Annotated in this window: 19 protein-coding genes; 10 read left to right on the top strand and 9 right to left on the bottom strand. The window is 72.7% G+C overall.

Annotation, left to right across the window (positions count from 1 at the left end):
* Positions 1-55 precede the first annotated feature (55 nt).
* Genes AC0665_RS17555 through hypA form a run of 6 tightly spaced genes read left to right on the top strand, consistent with a single transcriptional unit; the run spans position 56 to position 3,816 of the window.
* The gene (locus tag AC0665_RS17555) at positions 56-1,849 is read left to right on the top strand and encodes a nickel-dependent hydrogenase large subunit (protein ID WP_468405887.1); all 1,794 of its coding nucleotides are present in this window, start codon (positions 56-58) and stop codon (positions 1,847-1,849) included.
* On the top strand, positions 1,842-2,390 hold the full coding sequence (locus AC0665_RS17550; protein WP_478705287.1) for a NifU family protein: 549 nt from the start codon (positions 1,842-1,844) through the stop codon (positions 2,388-2,390). The genes AC0665_RS17555 and AC0665_RS17550 overlap by 8 nt, the downstream gene beginning before the upstream one ends.
* A complete protein-coding gene (locus tag AC0665_RS17545) occupies positions 2,387-2,983 on the top strand; it encodes a DUF5947 family protein (protein ID WP_468638329.1) in 597 nt (198 codons plus the stop codon). The genes AC0665_RS17550 and AC0665_RS17545 overlap by 4 nt, the downstream gene beginning before the upstream one ends.
* A 42-nt stretch (positions 2,984-3,025) precedes the next feature.
* Positions 3,026-3,232, top strand: a complete 207-nt coding sequence (locus tag AC0665_RS17540) for a hypothetical protein (protein ID WP_468405893.1) — start codon at positions 3,026-3,028, stop codon at positions 3,230-3,232.
* Positions 3,233-3,266: 34 nt separating this feature from the next.
* A complete protein-coding gene (locus AC0665_RS17535; protein WP_468405895.1) occupies positions 3,267-3,458 on the top strand; it encodes a hypothetical protein in 192 nt (63 codons plus the stop codon).
* Positions 3,459-3,465: 7 nt separating this feature from the next.
* Positions 3,466-3,816: a hydrogenase maturation nickel metallochaperone HypA gene (gene hypA / locus AC0665_RS17530; protein WP_468405897.1), complete on the top strand. Its 351-nt coding sequence runs from the start codon at positions 3,466-3,468 to the stop codon at positions 3,814-3,816.
* Positions 3,817-3,884: 68 nt separating this feature from the next.
* Here hypA and hypE read toward each other — a convergent pair whose 3' ends face one another.
* The 7 genes from hypE to AC0665_RS17495 all read right to left on the bottom strand — a co-directional run bounded on the left by hypE (position 3,885) and on the right by AC0665_RS17495 (position 11,825).
* Positions 3,885-4,874, bottom strand: a complete 990-nt coding sequence (hypE, locus tag AC0665_RS17525; RefSeq protein ID WP_478705490.1) for a hydrogenase expression/formation protein HypE — start codon at positions 4,872-4,874, stop codon at positions 3,885-3,887.
* A 73-nt stretch (positions 4,875-4,947) separates the two neighbouring features.
* Positions 4,948-6,090: a hydrogenase formation protein HypD gene (gene hypD / locus AC0665_RS17520; protein WP_478705286.1), complete on the bottom strand. Its 1,143-nt coding sequence runs from the start codon at positions 6,088-6,090 to the stop codon at positions 4,948-4,950.
* Complete coding sequence (locus AC0665_RS17515; protein ID WP_366052326.1) at positions 6,087-6,407, bottom strand: HypC/HybG/HupF family hydrogenase formation chaperone; 321 nt, start codon at positions 6,405-6,407, stop codon at positions 6,087-6,089. Before AC0665_RS17515 ends, hypD begins: the two co-directional genes overlap by 4 nt.
* Before the next feature lie 3 nt (positions 6,408-6,410).
* Positions 6,411-8,723, bottom strand: a complete 2,313-nt coding sequence (gene hypF, locus AC0665_RS17510) for a carbamoyltransferase HypF (protein ID WP_478705285.1) — start codon at positions 8,721-8,723, stop codon at positions 6,411-6,413.
* The gene (hypB, locus tag AC0665_RS17505) at positions 8,720-9,457 is read right to left on the bottom strand and encodes a hydrogenase nickel incorporation protein HypB (RefSeq protein WP_468405903.1); all 738 of its coding nucleotides are present in this window, start codon (positions 9,455-9,457) and stop codon (positions 8,720-8,722) included. Before hypB ends, hypF begins: the two co-directional genes overlap by 4 nt.
* Positions 9,458-9,498: 41 nt before the next feature.
* Positions 9,499-10,086, bottom strand: coding sequence for a hydrogenase maturation protease (locus AC0665_RS17500; RefSeq protein ID WP_468405905.1), 588 nt, complete (start codon positions 10,084-10,086; stop codon positions 9,499-9,501).
* Positions 10,083-11,825 carry an enoyl-CoA hydratase-related protein gene (locus AC0665_RS17495; RefSeq protein WP_478705284.1) on the bottom strand — a complete coding sequence of 581 codons (1,743 nt, stop codon included), beginning with the start codon at positions 11,823-11,825 and terminating at the stop codon, positions 10,083-10,085. The genes AC0665_RS17500 and AC0665_RS17495 overlap by 4 nt, the downstream gene beginning before the upstream one ends.
* Before the next feature lie 175 nt (positions 11,826-12,000).
* Between AC0665_RS17495 and AC0665_RS17490 the strand changes: the two genes are divergently transcribed.
* The gene (locus AC0665_RS17490) at positions 12,001-12,759 is read left to right on the top strand and encodes an IclR family transcriptional regulator (RefSeq protein ID WP_366052331.1); all 759 of its coding nucleotides are present in this window, start codon (positions 12,001-12,003) and stop codon (positions 12,757-12,759) included.
* Positions 12,760-12,859: 100 nt separating this feature from the next.
* A complete protein-coding gene (locus AC0665_RS17485; protein WP_478610104.1) occupies positions 12,860-14,089 on the top strand; it encodes a PP2C family protein-serine/threonine phosphatase in 1,230 nt (409 codons plus the stop codon).
* 21 nt (positions 14,090-14,110) lie between these two features.
* Here the strand turns inward: AC0665_RS17485 and paaK are convergent, their stop codons facing one another.
* Both paaK and paaI read right to left on the bottom strand, forming a co-directional pair.
* On the bottom strand, positions 14,111-15,466 hold the full coding sequence (gene paaK / locus AC0665_RS17480; RefSeq protein WP_478705283.1) for a phenylacetate--CoA ligase PaaK: 1,356 nt from the start codon (positions 15,464-15,466) through the stop codon (positions 14,111-14,113).
* Entirely contained in the window at positions 15,463-15,852 is a 390-nt protein-coding gene (gene paaI, locus AC0665_RS17475) for a hydroxyphenylacetyl-CoA thioesterase PaaI (RefSeq protein WP_478705489.1), read from the bottom strand. The genes paaK and paaI overlap by 4 nt, the downstream gene beginning before the upstream one ends.
* A 197-nt stretch (positions 15,853-16,049) precedes the next feature.
* On the opposite strand from paaI, the gene paaA reads away from it, so the two are divergent.
* Both paaA and paaB read left to right on the top strand, forming a co-directional pair.
* Entirely contained in the window at positions 16,050-17,036 is a 987-nt protein-coding gene (gene paaA / locus AC0665_RS17470) for a 1,2-phenylacetyl-CoA epoxidase subunit PaaA (protein ID WP_478610106.1), read from the top strand.
* Positions 17,033-17,326, top strand: coding sequence for a 1,2-phenylacetyl-CoA epoxidase subunit PaaB (paaB, locus tag AC0665_RS17465; protein WP_094051976.1), 294 nt, complete (start codon positions 17,033-17,035; stop codon positions 17,324-17,326). The genes paaA and paaB overlap by 4 nt, the downstream gene beginning before the upstream one ends.
* Positions 17,327-17,334: the final 8 nt, after the last annotated feature.

Here is a 17,334-nt window from a genome sequence, read left to right as displayed (position 1 = left end):
TCCGGACGAAGCCCGACATCCCACACACCACCGACAGCGAGGGGCAGTACCGCAGATGACCACCACCGAGGCCCGGCCCACGGACCGCAAACCGCCACAGCTCGTGGACATGTCCTGGGATCCGATCACACGGATCATCGGGAACCTGGGCATCTACACGAAGATCGACTTCGCCAACCGGGAAGTCGTCGAATGCCACAGCACCTCGTCGCTCTTCCGCGGCTACTCGGTGTTCATGAAGGGCAAGGACCCACGCGACGCCGGCTTCATCACGTCCCGGATCTGCGGCATCTGCGGCGACAACCACACCACCTGCTCCGACTACGCCCAGCAGATGGCCTACGGCGTCAAGCCGCCCCCGCTGGCCGAGCACATCGTCAACCTCGGCGAGGCAGCCGAGTACATGTTCGACCACACGATCTTCCAGGACAACCTGGTCTTCGTGGACTTCTGCGAGGCGATGGTCAAGGCCACCAACCCCGGTGTCCTGGCTCGCGCCGAACGCACCCAGGCGCCCCGCGGCGAGATCCACGGCTACCGCACGATCGCCGACATCATGAAGGCCTTCAACCCCTTCGAGGGCGAGGTCTACAAGGAGGCCCTGAAGGTCAGCCGGGTCACCCGCGAGATGTTCTGCCTGATGGAGGGGCGGCACGTCCACCCCTCCACGCTGTACCCGGGCGGTGTCGGCACGATGCCGCAGCCGACCGTCTTCACCGACTACCTCAGCCGCCTCATGCGGGTCATCGACTTCGTGAAGAAGGCCGTCGCCATGAACGACGACGTCTTCGACTTCTTCTACGAGGCGCTGCCCGGCTACGAGGAGGTCGGCCGCCGCCGCGTCCTGCTGGGCTGCTGGGGCGCCTTCCAGGACCCCAAGGTCGTCGACTACCGCTACGAGTCGATGAACACCTGGGGCAAGGCCATGTACGTCACCCCGGGCATCATCGTCGACGGCGAACTGGTCACCAACAACCTCGTCGACATCAACCTCGGCCTGCGCATCATGCTCGGCAGCTCGTACTACGAGGACTGGGTCAACGAGGACCCGTTCGTCACCCACGACCCGCTCGGCAACCCCGTGGACATGCGCCACCCGTGGAACCAGACCACCGTCCCGGTGCCGCAGAAGCGCGACTTCGACGACAAGTACAGCTGGGTGATGAGCCCCCGCTGGTTCGACCAGCGCACCGGCGACCACCTCGCCCTCGACACCGGCGGCGGCCCCCTCGCCCGCCTGTGGTCCACCGCGCTGAGCGGCCTGGTCGACACCCCGTACGTCAAGTCCACCGGCCACAGCGTGCGCATCTCCCTGCCCAAGGGCGAGTCCCTGCCGGAGACCACCTTGGAGTGGCGCATCCCGCGGTGGAGCAACACCATCGAACGCGACCGCGCCCGGCCGTACTTCGTCGCCTACGCGGCCGCCATGGCCCTGCAGTTCCTCGAAGAGGCCATGGGCATGGTCCGCGCGGGCGAGACCAAGGTGTTCGAGAACTACGAGGTGCCCGACGAGGCCATCGGCTGCGGGTTCCACGAGGCGGTGCGCGGTGTCCTCTCCCACCACCTGGTGATCAAGGACAAGAAGATCGCCAACTACCACCCGTACCCGCCCACCCCCTGGAACGCCAGCCCCCGCGACATGTACGGCACCCCGGGGCCGTACGAGGACGCCGTCCAGGGCCAGCCGATTTTCGAGGAGAACGGGCCGGACGACTTCAAGGGCGTCGACATCATGCGCACCGTCCGCAGCTTCGACCCCTGTCTGCCGTGCGGGGTGCACATGTACGTCGGCAAGGGCAAGACGCTGACCACCCTGCACTCGCCGACGTACGGGGCCAACCATGGCTGAGGCCGCCGGCGCACGGCTGGCGGACCCGGACGTCGAGGCCCGGCTCGGCCGGCTGGACGAGCTGCTGGAGGGCATCGAGTCCGCGCCCGGTCCCACGACACGCTCGGCGACCGAGGCGGTGGCGCTGCTGACCGAGGTCTACGGCGAGGCCCTGGCCCGTGTGCTGGACCACGCGGACGAGCGACTGGCCGAGCGCCTCGCCGAGGACGAACTGCTGGCGCACCTGATGGTGCTGCACGACATCCACCCCGAGCCCGCCGAACGCCGGGCGGCCCGCGCGGTCGAACGCCTGCGGCCGGCCGTACAGGAGCGCGGTGGCGACGTGGAGTGGGCCGGAGTGGAAGGACAGGTCGCCCGAGTGCGTCTGACGACAGGCGGCGGCTGCGGGTCCGGCTGTGGCGGCACGGGCTCCGAGGTCACCGACGCGGTCCGCGCGGCGGTGCTCGCCGTGGCGCCCGAGCTGACGGCGGTGGAGCCCGTGACCGAGACGCCCCCCGCGTTCGTCCCGCTGACCACGCTGACGCACCGGGGCGCACCGTGACCACCGACGGGGCTCTGGCCCGCCTCATCCGCTCCTCGGCCGACCGCACCGCGACGGCCCGGACGGAGGTCTGCGACCTGTGCGCCGCGCCGGTCGCCGAGGAGCACGCCCACCTGTACGACACCGGGCAGGAGGAGGTGCGCTGCGTCTGCGGCCCCTGCTCGGTGCTGTTCGCCGACGCGGTGGCGGGGGAGGGCCGGTACCGGCTCGTGCCCCGGCGCCGCGTCCGGCTGCCCGAGGTCGACACGGCCGTGCTGGGCGTACCGGTCGGCCTGGTCTTCTTCGTGCCCCGGGCGGACGGCTCCGTCACCGCCGAGGGACCGAGCCCGGCGGGGGCCATGCGGTGGCAGGTGGAGGCGGCCGCCTGGCAGAAGCTGTGCGGCACGGTTCCGCAGCTCGCGACCGTGGAACCCGAGGTGGAGGCGCTGCTGGTGAACACCGTCCACGGCCTCGACCACCACTGGATCGTGCCGATCGACGACTGCTACCGGATGGTCGCCGTCGTACGCCGGGAGTGGCGCGGCCTGTCCGGCGGCGGCCGGATCTGGCCGGCCCTCGAGCAGTTCTTCGAGGACCTCACCGAGCGGTCATGACCACGCACTCCGCAGACCGGAGGCGAGGAAGGAGAGCACCCCATGGGCAGCATCAGAGTGGGCCGGCCCCAGGCGAAGCCCGACACACCCCGGCACATCCCCGGCATGCACCAGGGCAACCAGGGACCGCGCGCCCGCCAGAAGGGACACCACGAGGACGGCACCGCCGACGCGCGCCGCTCCACGGGGATCCACTGGAAGCGGCATGACGCCCTCGCCGAGACCATGCCGAACATCTCGCCCGGATGAGCACCGTGATACGACGAGCAGGGAGTCACCGCACATGAGACGAGTACGCAGACCGGTCGTGCGCAGGCGCGGCGGGACGAGCGGACAGCGGGTGCTGAAGGCCGAGGCCGTCCTGGCGGGCGGTATGGCCCTGGCCCTGCTGGCCTGGGAGTGGCCCAGCCTGAGGCGCGAGGCGCGGATCTGGCGGATGGCCGGCGGTTTCCGCGCCGGCCACCGCTACCCGTGAACCGGCCGTGCACGAACTGTCGATCGCGACCGCGATCATCGAGCGGGCCGACGAGCTGGCCCGGGCGGACGGGACGGACGCCGTCTCGAAGGTGACCGTCCGGGTCGGCGAGCTGGCGGGCGTCGTGCCGGACGCCCTCGGCTTCGCCTTCGAGGTGGCCCGCGACGGCACCGCCCTCGCGGGGGCACACCTCGTCGTGGAGCAGATCCCCGCGCAGGCCTGGTGCGGCCCGTGTGCCGAGGAGTTCGCGGTGGGCATGCCCCCGTTCTTCTGGTGCCCGCGCTGCGACCGGCCCTCCAGCGATCTGCGCAGCGGCCGGGAACTGGAGATCGCCGGTATCGAGCCGCTGACGGCATAGAGGAACAGACGGGCGAGGGGCCCCGCCGAGACACCGGCGGGGCCCCTCGCCCGACTGTCGCCCTCCGGTCAGCAGATGCGCGGCAACTGCTCCCCGAGCGGCAGGTCCACCACCCGCGTCCCACCGAGACCGGTGGCGACCACCACCATCCCGGGGTGCTCGGCGACGCACTCGCCGATCACCGTGGCCCCGGTGCCCCGGGGATGGGCCCGCATCGCCGCCAGCACCGCCTCCGCCTCCGACGGGGGCACGAACGCGACCAGCCGCCCCTCGTTGGCGACGTACAGCGGGTCGAGCCCGAGGAATCCGCAGGCGTTCGCCACCGCGTCCGGCACCGGGACGGCCCGCTCCTGAAGCCGGACACCGGTCCCCGAGGCGCGGGCGATCTCGTTGAGGGACGCGCCCAGGCCGCCCCTGGTGGGATCGCGCAGCACATGGATGTCCGCGGTGACGGCCAGCATCGCCGCCACCAGATCCGCCAGCGGCGCGGTGTCGCTGGCGATCTCCACCCCGAACTCCAGCCCCTCCCGGACGCTCATGATCGCCACGCCGTGCAGCCCGATCGGGCCACTGACGATGACCACGTCGCCGGGCCGGGCACGCTGGGGCCGGATGTCCACCCCACCGGGCACGAGCCCCACCCCGGCGGTGGTGACGTACACCCCGTCGCCGTGCCCGGACTCCACCACCTTGGTGTCACCCGTCGCGATGGTGACCCCGGCCGCCTCGGCCGCCGCCCCCATGGCACGCGCGATCCGCTCGACGACCGCCAGCTCCACGCCCTCCTCCAGCACGAAGGCGGCGGAGAGATACGCGGGCACGGCACCGCTCATCGCCAGGTCGTTCACGGTGCCGTTGACCGCGAGATCGCCGAGGCTGCCGCCGGGGAAGAACAGCGGCCGCACCACATAGGAGTCGGTGGAGAAGGCCAGCCTTGCGCCGCCCAGTTCCAGGACGGCGGAGTCGGCGAGGCCGGCCAGGGTGGCGTTGCCGTAGGCGGGGGTGAAGATCTGCTCCATCAGCTCCGCCGACAGCGCGCCCCCTCCGCCGTGCCCCATGACCACGACCCCCTGGTCGCGCAGGGGGGCGGGGCAGGTCCAGGCGGCCGGGTCGACCACATCGGTGACGTGTTCAGCCAACGTGAGCCACCTCCTGCTGCGCGGCCCCGCCGGCCTCGGGCGCCGGGGCGTTCATCCTCCGGTACAGGTAGTAGGCCGCGCAGGCGCCCTCGCTGGAGACCATGGTGGCGCCGAGCGGGGTGCGCGGTGTGCAGGTCGTGCCGAACGCGCCGCACTCGGTCGGCTTGATCAGGCCCTGGAGCACCTCGCCTGCACGGCACTCGGCGGGCTCCTCGGTACGGATCCCGCCGACGTCGAAGCGGTGCTCCGCGTCGTACGCCCGGAAGGCGTCGGTCAGGCGCCAGCCGCTCGCCGGGATCGGCCCGATGCCGCGCCAGGACCGGTCGGTGACCTCGAACACCTCCTCGATCATCCGCATCGCCGCCGGGTTGCCCTCCTCGCGCACGGCACGCGGGTAGGCGTTCTCCACCCGGTGCTCGCCGCGCTCCAGCTGGCGCACCGCCCGGCGGATGCCCTCCAGGATGTCCAGCGGCTCGAAGCCGGTCACCACCATCGGCACCCGGAACCGCTCGGCCAGCTCCGGGTACTCGGCCATCCCCATCACGCTGCACACGTGCCCGGCGGCGAGGAAGCCCTGCACCCGGCACTCGGGCGCCGTCATGATCGCCTCGATGGCCGGGGGCACCCGCACATGCGACACCAGCAGGCTGAAGTTGGTCAGGCCCAGCCGGCGCGCCTGGTGCACCGCCATCGCGTTGGCCGGGGCGGTGGTCTCGAAGCCGATCGCGAAGAACACCACCTCCCGGTCCGGGTTGCGGCGGGCCAGCTCCAGGGCGTCGAGCGGCGAGTACACCACCCGCACGTCACCGCCTTCGCCCTTGACCCGGAACAGGTCGCGGTCGGTGCCCGGCACCCGGAGCATGTCACCGAAGGAGCAGAAGATCACCCCGGGCCGCGAGGCGATCTCCAGCGCCCTGTCGATGACCTCCAGCGGGGTGACACAGACGGGGCAGCCGGGTCCGTGGATCAACTCCACCTGCTCCGGCAGCAGTTGGTCGATGCCATGACGGATGATCGAGTGGGTCTGCCCCCCGCACACCTCCATCAGGGCCCACGGCCGGGTGGCGGTGGCGCGGATCTCGTCCAGCAGGCGCCGCGCCAGTTCGGGGTCGTTGAACTCGTCGATGTACTTCACCGGGCCTCACTTCCGCTGTTCCGGGGCTCCGCCGCCGCGGCGCCGCCCGCCTCCTGGGCCGCCTGCTCCCAGGCGTCCCCGAACTCCTCCTCCAGCAGCCCCAGTTCCTCGAACAGCTTCAGGGAGGCCAGAGCCGACTCCTCGTCCAGGCGCTGGAGCGCGAAACCGACGTGCACGATGACGTACTCGCCCACCCGCACATCGGAGACGTACTCCAGGCACGCCTGTTTCTGGACGCCGCCGAAGTCGATCAGCCCGGTGAGCGGGTCGGAACTGTCGTCGATGGCCACGACCTTGCCGGGCACTGCCAAACACATGGGTCACTCCTCCTGTCGTCGGTGCGCCGCGACCACCAGCTGGCCGAGGGCCAGCCCGCCGTCGTTCGGCGGGACTTCGCCGTGGCGGAGCACCGCGAAGCCGTCGTCGGTCAGCAGCCGCGCGCACTCCTCTTCCAGCAGGGCGTTGGCGAACACCCCGCCGCTGAGAGCGACGGTGGTCAGGCCGGTGTCCTGACGCGCCCGCCGGCAGATCCCCGCCACCGCCCGCGCCACGGCCCGGTGGAACCGGGCCGCCCGCACGGCGGCCGGGGTGCCGCGCCGCAGGTCGGTCACCAGCGCGCCGAGCACGGGCGCCGGGTCGAGCCCGTCGGCGAAGGCGTACGCCGACGTGTCGGCGCCCCACGCCGAAGCCGCCGCGGCCTCCAGCTCCAGCGCGGCCTGCGCCTCGTACCCCGCGCGATGGCACACGCCGACCAGTGACGACACGGCGTCGAAGAGCCGGCCCATGCTGGAGGTCGGAACACAGGCCAGGCCGCCCGACAACTGCCGTTCGAGCACAGCCCGTTCGTCGGGCGCGCAGGCCGTCACACACGGCAGGTCCGCGTCCCACGGCAGCCCCGCCGCCCACAGCCGGGCCAGAGCCAGACGGCACGGGTTGGCCACGCCCGCGTCACCTCCCGGCAGCGGGGCGGGGGAGAGGCGGGCGTAGCGCCGGAAGCCGGTGTAGCCGGCGAGCAGGATCTCGCCGCCCCAGACGGTGCCGTCGTCGCCGTAGCCGGTGCCGTCGAAGGCGACGCCGATCACCGGGGTGGTGCCGTCGAGGCCGTGTTCGGCCATGGCGGAGGCGATGTGCGCGTGGTGGTGCTGGACCAGCACGGGGGCGTGCCCGGCCAGTCGGGCGGCCCACCGGCTCGAGTGGTAGCCCGGGTGCCGGTCGGCGGCGACCACCTCGGGACTCACGCCGGTCAGGGCGCGCAGGTGCGCCTCCGCCCGCCGGGCCGCCTCCAGGGTGGCCAGATCGCCCATGTCGCCGATGTGCGGGCCGAACCAGGCCTGGTCACCCGCGCCGAGGCACAGGGCGTTCTTCAGGTCGCCGCCCACGGCGAGAGCGGGCCGCACCGGCACGGGCAGTCGCAGCGGCCGGGGCACATACCCGCGGGAGCGGCGCAGCACCTGCTCGGTGCCGTCGGGCCGTACCCGCAGCAGGGAGTCGTCGCAGGGGGAGGCGATGGGCCGGTCGTGGGTGAGCCAGGCGTCGGCCAGCCCGGCGAGCCGGGTCAGCGCCTCGTCGTCGTCCGTGACGATCGGCTCCCCGGAGCGGTTGCCGCTCGTCATGACCAGCACGCGCGGGCCGGGCGGATCACCGGGCAGGCCGAACAGCAGGGTGTGCAGGGGGGTGTAGGGCAGCATGACGCCGAGGTGCGGGCTGCCGGGGCAGACACCGGGTGCGATGCCGCCCTCCTCCGCGCGTCGGCGCAGCAGGACGATGGGCCGCCGGGGGCCGGTGAGGGCGGCACGTTCGGACGCGGAGAGCTCGGCGATCCGGCGTACTGCGTCGAGGTCCGCGCACATCACCGCGAACGGCTTGCCGCCGCGCGCCTTGCGGGCCCGTAGCGTGTCCACGGACTGGGCCCGGGCGGCGTCGCAGGCCAGGTGGTAGCCGCCGAGGCCCTTGACGGCGACGATCCGCCCGGCGGCCAGCAGCGCCCGTGCCGACGCCAGGGCATCGGAGTCCCGGGCGGGGCGGACCTCGCTCCCGGACGCCGGCACCAGGCGCAGCCGGGGGCCGCAACCGGGGCAGGCCACGGGCTGGGCGTGGAAGCGCCGGTCCACGGGATCGCCGTACTCCCGGGCGCACGCGTCGCACATCGGGAAGCCGGACATGGTCGTGACGGCACGGTCGTACGGCATGCCCGTGGCGATGGTGAAGCGGGGCCCGCAGTGGGTGCAGGTGACGAACGGGTGCCGGTGCCGGCGGTCGGCCGGATCGCCCAGTTCCCGCAGGCAGTCCGCGCAGGTCGCGGTGTCGGGCGGGAGCAGCGTGCTGCCGGGGGAGCGGTCGGTGGAGCGGATGCCGAAAGAATCCTCGACCCCGGTGACGGGCAGGTCCTCGACGCCGACACCGGTGACGGCGGCCAGCGGCGGATGCTCCCTGGCCAGCCGGTCGCAGAAGGCGGCGACACCCTCCGGCGGGCCCTCCACCTCGATGAGGACGCCGCCGGCCGTGTTGCTCACGAAGCCCGCGAGCGCGAGATCGGTGGCCAGCCGGTGCACGAAGGGGCGGAACCCCACGCCCTGCACGGTGCCGCGCACGGTGACGCGGCGGCGCACCGCCCGGGTGGCGGGAGCCGTCACGAGACGAGGCCGGCTTCGGCGCCCTCGTGCGTGTGGATGTGCGGGCGGGGCGCCAGGGGCGGCCGGTGCGCAGGCGCCCCGTCCCGGACGGCGAGCACGCGCTCCAGCAGAATGTCGACGCCGGTGCCGGTGCGGGCGCAGGACCGCACGATCTCCACCCCCGGGTTGACCCGCTGGACGTTCGCCGTGAAGGCCGCCTCGTCGAACCCGGCCGGCCCGGCCAGGTCGGTCTTGGTCAGCACCACCAGGTGGGCGGACCCGAAGGCCGTGGGGTACTTCAGCGGCTTGTCCTCGCCCTCCGTCACCGCCATGAGCACGATCCGCAGGCTCTCGCCGAGGTCGTAGGAGGCGGGGCAGACGAGATTGCCGACGTTCTCCACGAACAGCAGCGAGGTGCCCTCGGGCAGCCAGTTCTCCACATGGCCGCGCAGCTGCCGCGCCTCCAGATGGCACAGCCCGTCCGTCAGCAGCTGCTTGACCGGGGCTCCCGAGCGGGCCAGCCGGTCGGCGTCGTTCTCGGTGGCCAGGTCGGCGGTGAGCGCGGCCACCGGCAGGCTCCGCTCCACCGCCCGGGCCAGCACCCTTCCGAGCAGTTCCGTCTTGCCGCTGCCCGGGCTGGACAGCAGGTTGACCACGCTCGCTCCGCGCCGGGTCAACTCCGCACGCAGCTCCGCGGCCAGGCCGTCGTTCTTCGCCAGGACGGCCTGAGTGACCTCGTCCACGGAATCGCACATGGGCGCCGCTCCTCGCGGGTCGGTGGGGACATCTGGTTCCGCTACCGATCCTCCGCGCCCGCGCTTGCCGTGCCGGGCAGCCCGGCCGACGACAGGGCGGCGGATTCGTCCGGGCGGCTCAACGGGGGCGTGGCGGCCGGGTCGGCGAGCAGCACCGGCACGATGGTGTGCAGGGCCGTGACGGCCCGGCCGACCGCCTCACCCACCGTCGCGCTGATGCCCGGGGCGATGTCCTCGTCGGCCGGGGCCCGCAGCTCGGGCTCACAGGCCAGGACCAGGACGCGGGGCAGCGGCTCGTCGCCCAGGTGGGCGGCCAGGGCCAGGACCTTCGCCGGGTCCATGCCGTGCGCCTCGGGCGGGGCGCCCGCCGTGGAGCCGTCGGGCAGGTCCGGCTCGATCAGCGACAGGGTGCCCGGCTCGTGTCCCCGTACGGCCGCGTCGACCAGGACGGCCGTGTCGTAGCCGTCGAGCAGCGCGTACGCCAGGTCCATGCCGCGGATGCCGAAGTCCCGCACCCGGACCCCGGGCGGCAGCGGGTGCCGTTCCAGGGCGCGGATCACCTCGGGGCCGAAGGCGTCGTCGGCGAGGAAGATGTTGCCGACGCCCGCCACGAGCAGTCGCGTGCTCATCGCTCGTCCCCGGCGGCCAGCGGCCTGGGGGAGCCGTTCGGGAGCTTGCGGACGAACGCGGAGCGCAGTGCGTGGTACGGCGCCTCGGGGTCGAAGAACACGGCCCGCATACGGGCGAGTTCGGCCCGCCGGTACTCGGCGAGCGGCCGGTGGAGCTCGTCCGCGTGCCGTGCCGTGGCCTTGGCGGTGATCCGGCGTGGGAGGTCGGGATCGTCGGCCAGGTCGGTGGCCAGGCGCTCGACCTCGGCGGTGAAGTCCTGGGCCGCGACCGGCACCAGACGGTCGACCAGTCCGATCCGCTCGGCGGTCGCGGCGCTCACCGGCCGCGCCTCGGCCGTCAGCCGCTCGGCCGTCTCGGCGCCCACCCGGCGGGGCAGCGAGTACGTCCAGTACTCCGATCCGTGCAGGCCCATGTTCCGGTAGTGCGGGTTGAGGACGCTGCCCGTGCGGCACCAGACCTCGTCGGCGGCCAGCGCGAGCATGACGCCGCCGGCCGCCGCGTTGCCGCCCAGCGCCGCCACCACCAGCCGGTCGGTGGTGCGCAGCACCGCCTCGACCACGTCGTTCATGGCGTTGAGGTTGGACCAGGACTCGCCCGCCGGGTCGCTCGACGCCTCGATGACGTTGAGGTGGATGCCGTTGGAGAAGAAGTCGCGGGCGCCGCCGAGCACCAGCACCGAGGTGGGCCGGGTGAGCGCGTAACGCCAGGCGGCGAGCAGCCTGCGGCAGTGGGTGGTGCTCATCGCCCCGCCCGGGAACGAGAAGGACAGGAAGCCGATCCGGCCGCGCTGCCGGTAGCGGATGTCGGTCCAGGTGGTCCGGCCCGGGGGCAGTTCGAGCGGTGCGGCGATCTCGGGCAGCCAGTACGGGCGGTCGTTGGAACCCGGCATGCCGGGGCCGCTGTCGGGTGGGGCGGGGAAACCGGAGAGCACCGAGGCGGCCGGGCGGCGGAACGGTGCCGGGTCACCGGAACTCTTGCGTGGGCGCAGCTCCGGGATCCACACCGCGCCGTCCCGGGTGGCCCGGCAGACCGCGCCGGCCCGGGTCGCCAGCAGTTCCCCGGGTTCCCCGCGCAGCCGGTCCTCGGGGTGCCCGCCGTGCAGGAAAACCTCCCGGTCGCAGATCTCGTCCAGGACGCCCGGCTGCGAGTCGGCCCCGCGGAGTTTGCGCAGCACCGTCGCCGTGTCGTCGTCCCAGTCGATGCGCCGCTGCTCCTGGCGGAAGAAGTCCCGCCACATCACATGGACGCCGAGTTCGTTCTGGGGGCGCGGTTTGTAGGACCCGTCGGCGTAGCGCCGCACGGCCAGCAGCACGGCGGCCGTGGCGGCGTCCGACAACTCGTTGCGGTACACGTCGCTCTTGCCCACCGGCGGTACGGGGAAGGAGCCGTCCGCCCAGACGTCCCCCGCGTCCATGGCCGCCTCGGCCTGGAGCACCGTCACGCCCCACTCGCGGGCCTCCTCCGCGATCGCCCAGTCCAGCGACGACGGGCCCCGGTCGCCGGGTGGACCCGGGTGGACGATCAGGCAGGTGTGCTCCCGCCACACGTCCTCGGGCAGGGCCGACTTCAGCATCGGGGCGACGATCAGCTCCGGGCCCATCTCGCGCACGGCGTCCCGGACGGCGTCGGGCCCGTGCGAGGCGAGCACGACGTCCACCCGGTGCCCTTCGTCCGACAGCTCGGCGTACACACGCTGGGACAGGCTGTTGAACGCGCTGACGACAAGCAAGATGTCCATGACACGGCATGTTCGCCGGTATGGGGAGGGCCGAGAAGGACCCCTGCGGCGTTTCGCCGCCCTCGTCCGCTTCCGGCCTATTCCCCGCCCCTCGGGGCATCCCGGCCGACGCCGGTCCGGTACCGCCCGCGTCGGCCGCCTTGCCCGCACCGGGCCTCGGGCGCACGCTGGTCCCATGGGTGCGCGCGACGGCCCTACGCTCATCAACTCCGTCCAGCGGGCCATGCGGCTGCTGGAGGCGGTGAGCGCGCACGAGAACGGCGCGCCGGCCAAGCAGCTGGCGCGCGAGACGGGCCTGCCCCTGGCCACCGCCTACCACCTGTTGCGGACCCTGGTCCACGACGGGTACGTACGCAAGCTGGACGACGGCGGCTTCGTCCTCGGCGACAAGCTCCAGACCCTGCGTTCCACGGGCCGCGCGCAGGCGCTGCTCAGCCGCGTCCGGCCCACCCTCGCCGCGCTGCGGGACGAGCTCGCGAGCGCCGCCTACCTCACCTTCTACGAGGACGGCGAGATCCGGGTCGCCGAGATCGTCGACGGCCCCGGCACCCCCCGCGTCGACCTCTGGGTGGGGTTCGAGGACGCGGGGCACGCCACCGCCCTGGGCAAGTCCGTCCTGCGGGAACTGGACGAGGAGGCCCGCCAGGACTACCTCTCCCGCCACCACCTCGCCGATCTCACCCCACGGACCATCACCAGCCTCCCCGAGCTGCTCAGACGGCTGGAGACCCCGCCCCTGGCCCCGGCCGTCACGGACCTGGAGGAGTACGCCCTCGGCACGGTCTGCGTCGCCGTCCCGGTCTACAGCGGCGACACGCTCGGCTCCCTCGGTGTCTCGCTGCCGTCGAACCGGCTCTCCCGGCTGCCGGAGATCCGGGAACGACTGCTCCCGACGGCGAGCCGGGTGACCAGGTCCCTCTCGCTCACTATCTGAAAATCCGCTTCTTGCCGGTGACCGGGCTCACCCCGTTCTCTGGATGAAACAGACATTTCGCGACGTGCCCCGCGCACAGGTGAGGACTGCGGACCCCGACATGAGCCAAGCCCGCAACCATGGCGTAGACGACCGGCCCGTACGGCCGTTCAGCAGCAACCGGGTGACCGGGGCCGGGGCCTCGGACGGCAGACGTGCCGTCGTGCGGCTGGCCGCCGGTACGCCGGTCCTGCCCGTCCTCGTGGTCCTGGCCGTCGCCCTCGTCGTGTCGGTCGACCTGGCAGGGGGAGCCGGGATGATCTGGCTCCCCCTGCTGGCGGCCGGGCCCGCCCTGGCGGCCACGACCAGTGGGCCGCGCGGCGTCCTGTGCGTCGGCTCTCTCGCCGTGGCGCTCGGTGTGGCGCTCGGCGTCCGGGACGGGGCGCCGGGCCGGGAACTGACCGCCGTACTGTCGGCCCTGGTCGCCGTCACCCTCGCGAGCGTCCTGGCCAGCGCCCTGCGCGGGCGCCGGGAGCGGGTGCTCGCCGCGGTCCGCTCGGTCGCGGAGACCGCCCAGCACGCGCTGCTCAAGCCCGTGCCGTCGACGGTGGGGCCCTTCCAGGCGGCCGTCCGCTACAGCGCCGCCGCGGCCGAGGCCCGTATCGGCGGGGATCTGTACGCCCTGATACCCACCCCGCACGGCGTGCGGCTGATCGTCGGCGACGTGCGCGGCAAGGGGCTGCCCGCCGTCGGGACCGCGGCGCTGGTGCTCGGTGTCTTCCGCGAGGCCGCCCACGACGAGGCCGATCTCCTGGCCGTGGTCGACCGGATCGAGCGGAGTCTCGCGCGCAACCTCGGCCGCGACGACTTCGTCACCGCCGTGGTCGCCGGATACCCGGGGGCGGGGCATCTGGAGGTGGTGAACTGCGGGCACCAGCCCCCACTGCTGGTCCGCGCCTCCGGCGCCATCACCGCGGTGGAGCCCACGCACCCCGCTCCGCCGCTCGGGCTGCGCGCCCTCACCGGGCACACCCCGGGGCTCCAGACGCTCCCCTTCGACGACGGCGACCAGCTGCTGCTCTACACGGACGGGGTCACCGAGGCCCGTGACGGCGGCCGCGCCTTCTACCCCCTCGCCGAAGGCCTCAGGCGCCACGTCTCGCCCGAGCCGGCCCGCACGGTGGGCGCGCTCCACGACGAACTGCTGGCTCATGTGGGCGGCCGGCTGCACGACGACGCGGCCCTGCTCCTCATCCGCAAGCCGGCCCCGCACCCCGCGGAGGCGGAGGCGCACCGGGCGAGCTACCCGGCCGGGCCCGCCCCGGTGCGCGAGGCGAGGTGCTCCTCATGAGGGCTCCGGCGGCCGCACGGGTCAGGCCTCGCGCAGGTCCTTGACCCGGCGGAGTTTGCCGAGGGAGCGCTCCAGCGTCTCCGGTTCGACGATCGTCACGTCGGCGGTGATGCCGATGCCGTCCTTGACGGCCTTCGCGATCGCCGCCGCAGCGGCTTCGCGCCGCTCGGGCCCGGTGCCGGGGCGGCTCTCGACACGCACCGTCATATGGTCCATGCGGCCACGCCGGGTCAGCTGGATCTGGAAGTGCGGGGCGACGCCGGGGGTGCGCAGCACGATCTCCTCGATCTGGCTGGGGAAGACGTTCACCCCGCGCAGGATGATCATGTCGTCGCAGCGGCCGGTGATCTTCTGGATGCGGCGGAACGCGGGCCGGGCCGTGCCGGGCAGCAGCCGGGTCAGGTCGCGGGTGCGGTAGCGGACGACCGGCAGCGCCTCCTTGGTCAGGGAGGTGAAGACCAATTCGCCCTCCTCGCCCTCGGGCAGCACCTCGCCCGTGATCGGGTCGACGACCTCGGGGTAGAAGTGGTCCTCCCACACGTGCAGGCCGTCCTTGGTCTCCACGCACTCCTGGGCCACACCGGGACCGATCACCTCGGACAGGCCGTATATGTCGACGGCGTGGAGGTCCATCCGCTCCTCGATCTCGCGGCGCATCTCCTCCGTCCACGGTTCGGCGCCGAAGATGCCCACCCGCAGACTGCTCGTGCGCGGATCGACGCCCTGGCGCTCGAACTCGTCGAGCAGCGTGAGCATGTAGGACGGGGTGACCATGATGATCTCGGGCCGGAAGTCCTGGATGATCTGCACCTGGCGCGCGGTCATGCCACCGGAGGCCGGGATCACCAGGCAGCCGGCCCGCTCGGCCCCGTAGTGCGCGCCGAGGCCGCCCGTGAACAGTCCGTACCCGTAGGAGATGTGCACCTTGTGGCCCGGACGTCCACCGGCGGCGCGGATCGAGCGGGCGACCAGGTCCGACCACATCGACAGGTCGTTCTCCGTGTAGCCGACCACCGTGGGACGGCCGGTGGTGCCGCTGGAGGCGTGCACGCGCCGCACCTGGTCCATCGGCACGGCGAACATGCCGAACGGGTAGGTCTCCCGCAGGTCGGCCTTGGTGGTGAACGGGAAGCGGGCCAGGTCCTCCAGGGAGCGGCAGTCCTCGGGCGTGACCCCGGCCGCGTCGAACTTCTTCCGGTAGGCCTCCACGTTCTCGTAGGCGTGCCGCAGGCTCCGGCGCAGCCGGTCGAGCTGGAGCTCGCACAGCTGCTCACGCGTCAGCCGCTCGGCCTCGTCCAGCAGGTCGTGGGGGAGGGGGTCGCCCCGCCGTCCGGCCGCGACCGCGGTGTCCGTCGTGCCTTGCGTCTCGCTGGTCATGCCGACTCCTCCGGCCTCGTGCTGCTGATGCTGCGGCTGCGGCCCCGGAACTCCGCTATCACCTCGTCGCCGCGCCGCACGCTCACGTCGTACAGGCCGCTGCGGCCGTACCTCGCGCGTTCCTCGGCCCGTGCCGTCAGGACGTCGCCCTCGTCTGCCGGGGCCACGAAGGTGATGTCGGCGCCGGCCGCGACCGTCATCGGGCCGTGGCCGTTGCAGGCGCAGGCGAAGGCGCTGTCGGCGAGCAGGAAGACGTACCCGCCGTGGGCGATCCCGTGCCCGTTCACCATCGACCGGGTCACGGTCATGCGCAGGAGGGCGGTCCCCCCGCCCTGCTCCAGCAGCTCGATGCCGAGCCCGCGGGAGGCCTCGTCCGCGGCGAACATCGCCTCCGCGGCCGGTGTCGCGTCAGCGGTATGACTCACTTCTCGCACCACCTTGTAGCCCGACCGAACATTCGGTTAGCTTCGGTGCGGCCAAGTAATCAAGCAGCCTCGATGCCTGTCAAGGGCCGGGGTCTTACCAAGGCCCGCACCTTGTCATACCATGGACCGAACGAATGGTCGGTTGGGAAGTGGGACGGATGGACACGACACACTCCAGCCCCCCGGGGGCGGACGGCGCCGAGCCGGTTCTCCAGCAGCACTTCGAGGCGACGATCGCGCGCGACCAGCGGATCGAGCCGCGCGACTGGATGCCGGAGGGCTACCGGAAGACACTGATCCGCCAGATCGCGCAGCACGCGCACTCGGAGATCATCGGCATGCAGCCGGAAGGCGAGTGGATCACGCGCGCCCCGTCGCTGCGCCGCAAGGCCATCCTCTTCGCGAAGGTCCAGGACGAGGCCGGGCACGGGCTGTACCTGTACTCGGCGGCCGAGACACTGGGCGCCGACCGCGCGGACCTGACCGAGCGGCTCGTCGAGGGCCGCCAGAAGTACTCGTCGATCTTCAACTACCCGACGCTGACCTTCGCCGACGTCGGCGTGATCGGCTGGTTCGTGGACGGCGCCGCCATCTGCAACCAGGTGCCGCTGTGCCGCTCGTCCTACGGGCCGTACGCGCGCGCCATGGTGCGGATCTGCAAAGAGGAGTCCTTCCATCAGCGGCAGGGCTACGAGCTGCTGATGACGATGATGCGCGGCACCCCGGAGCAGCGCGAGATGGTGCAGGACGCCGTGAACCGCTGGTGGTGGCCGTCACTGATGATGTTCGGCCCGCCCGACGACGCCTCGCCCAACTCCGCGCGGTCCATGGCCTGGAAGATCAAGCGGCACAGCAACGACGAACTGCGCCAGCGCTTCGTCGACATGACCGTCCCGCAGGCCGAGAAGCTCGGCGTGACGCTCCCGGACCCGGAGCTGCGCTGGAACGAGGAGCGGGGCCACCACGACTTCGGCACGCCCGACTGGGACGAGCTGATGCGGGTCATCAAGGGCGACGGACCGTGCAACGAGCAGCGCGTGACCCGGCGCCGCACGGCCCACGAGGAGGGCGCCTGGGTGCGCGAGGCGGCCACCGCCCACGCCGCCAAGCAGGCGCGTAGCGAGCGGAAGGGAGCGGTGGCATGACCGCCGGCAAGCAGGACTGGCCGCTGTACGAGGTGTTCGTGCGCGGCAAGCGCGGCCTGAACCACGTCCACGTGGGCTCGCTGCACGCGGCCGACGACCGCATGGCGCTCACCCACGCCCGCGACCTCTACACCCGCCGCAACGAGGGCGTGTCCATCTGGGTCGTGCGCTCGGAGCACATCGCCGCCTCCACCCGCGACGAGAAGGACCCCTTCTTCGAGCCCAGCGCCGACAAGGTCTACCGCCACCCGACCTTCTACGACATCCCCGACGACGTCCCGCACATCTGAAGGAGAGG

The organism is Streptomyces sp. NPDC043685, assembly GCF_056436585.1.
Note: the sequence above shows the minus strand (reverse complement) of the source record. Positions and strands in the feature narration are given on the sequence as shown.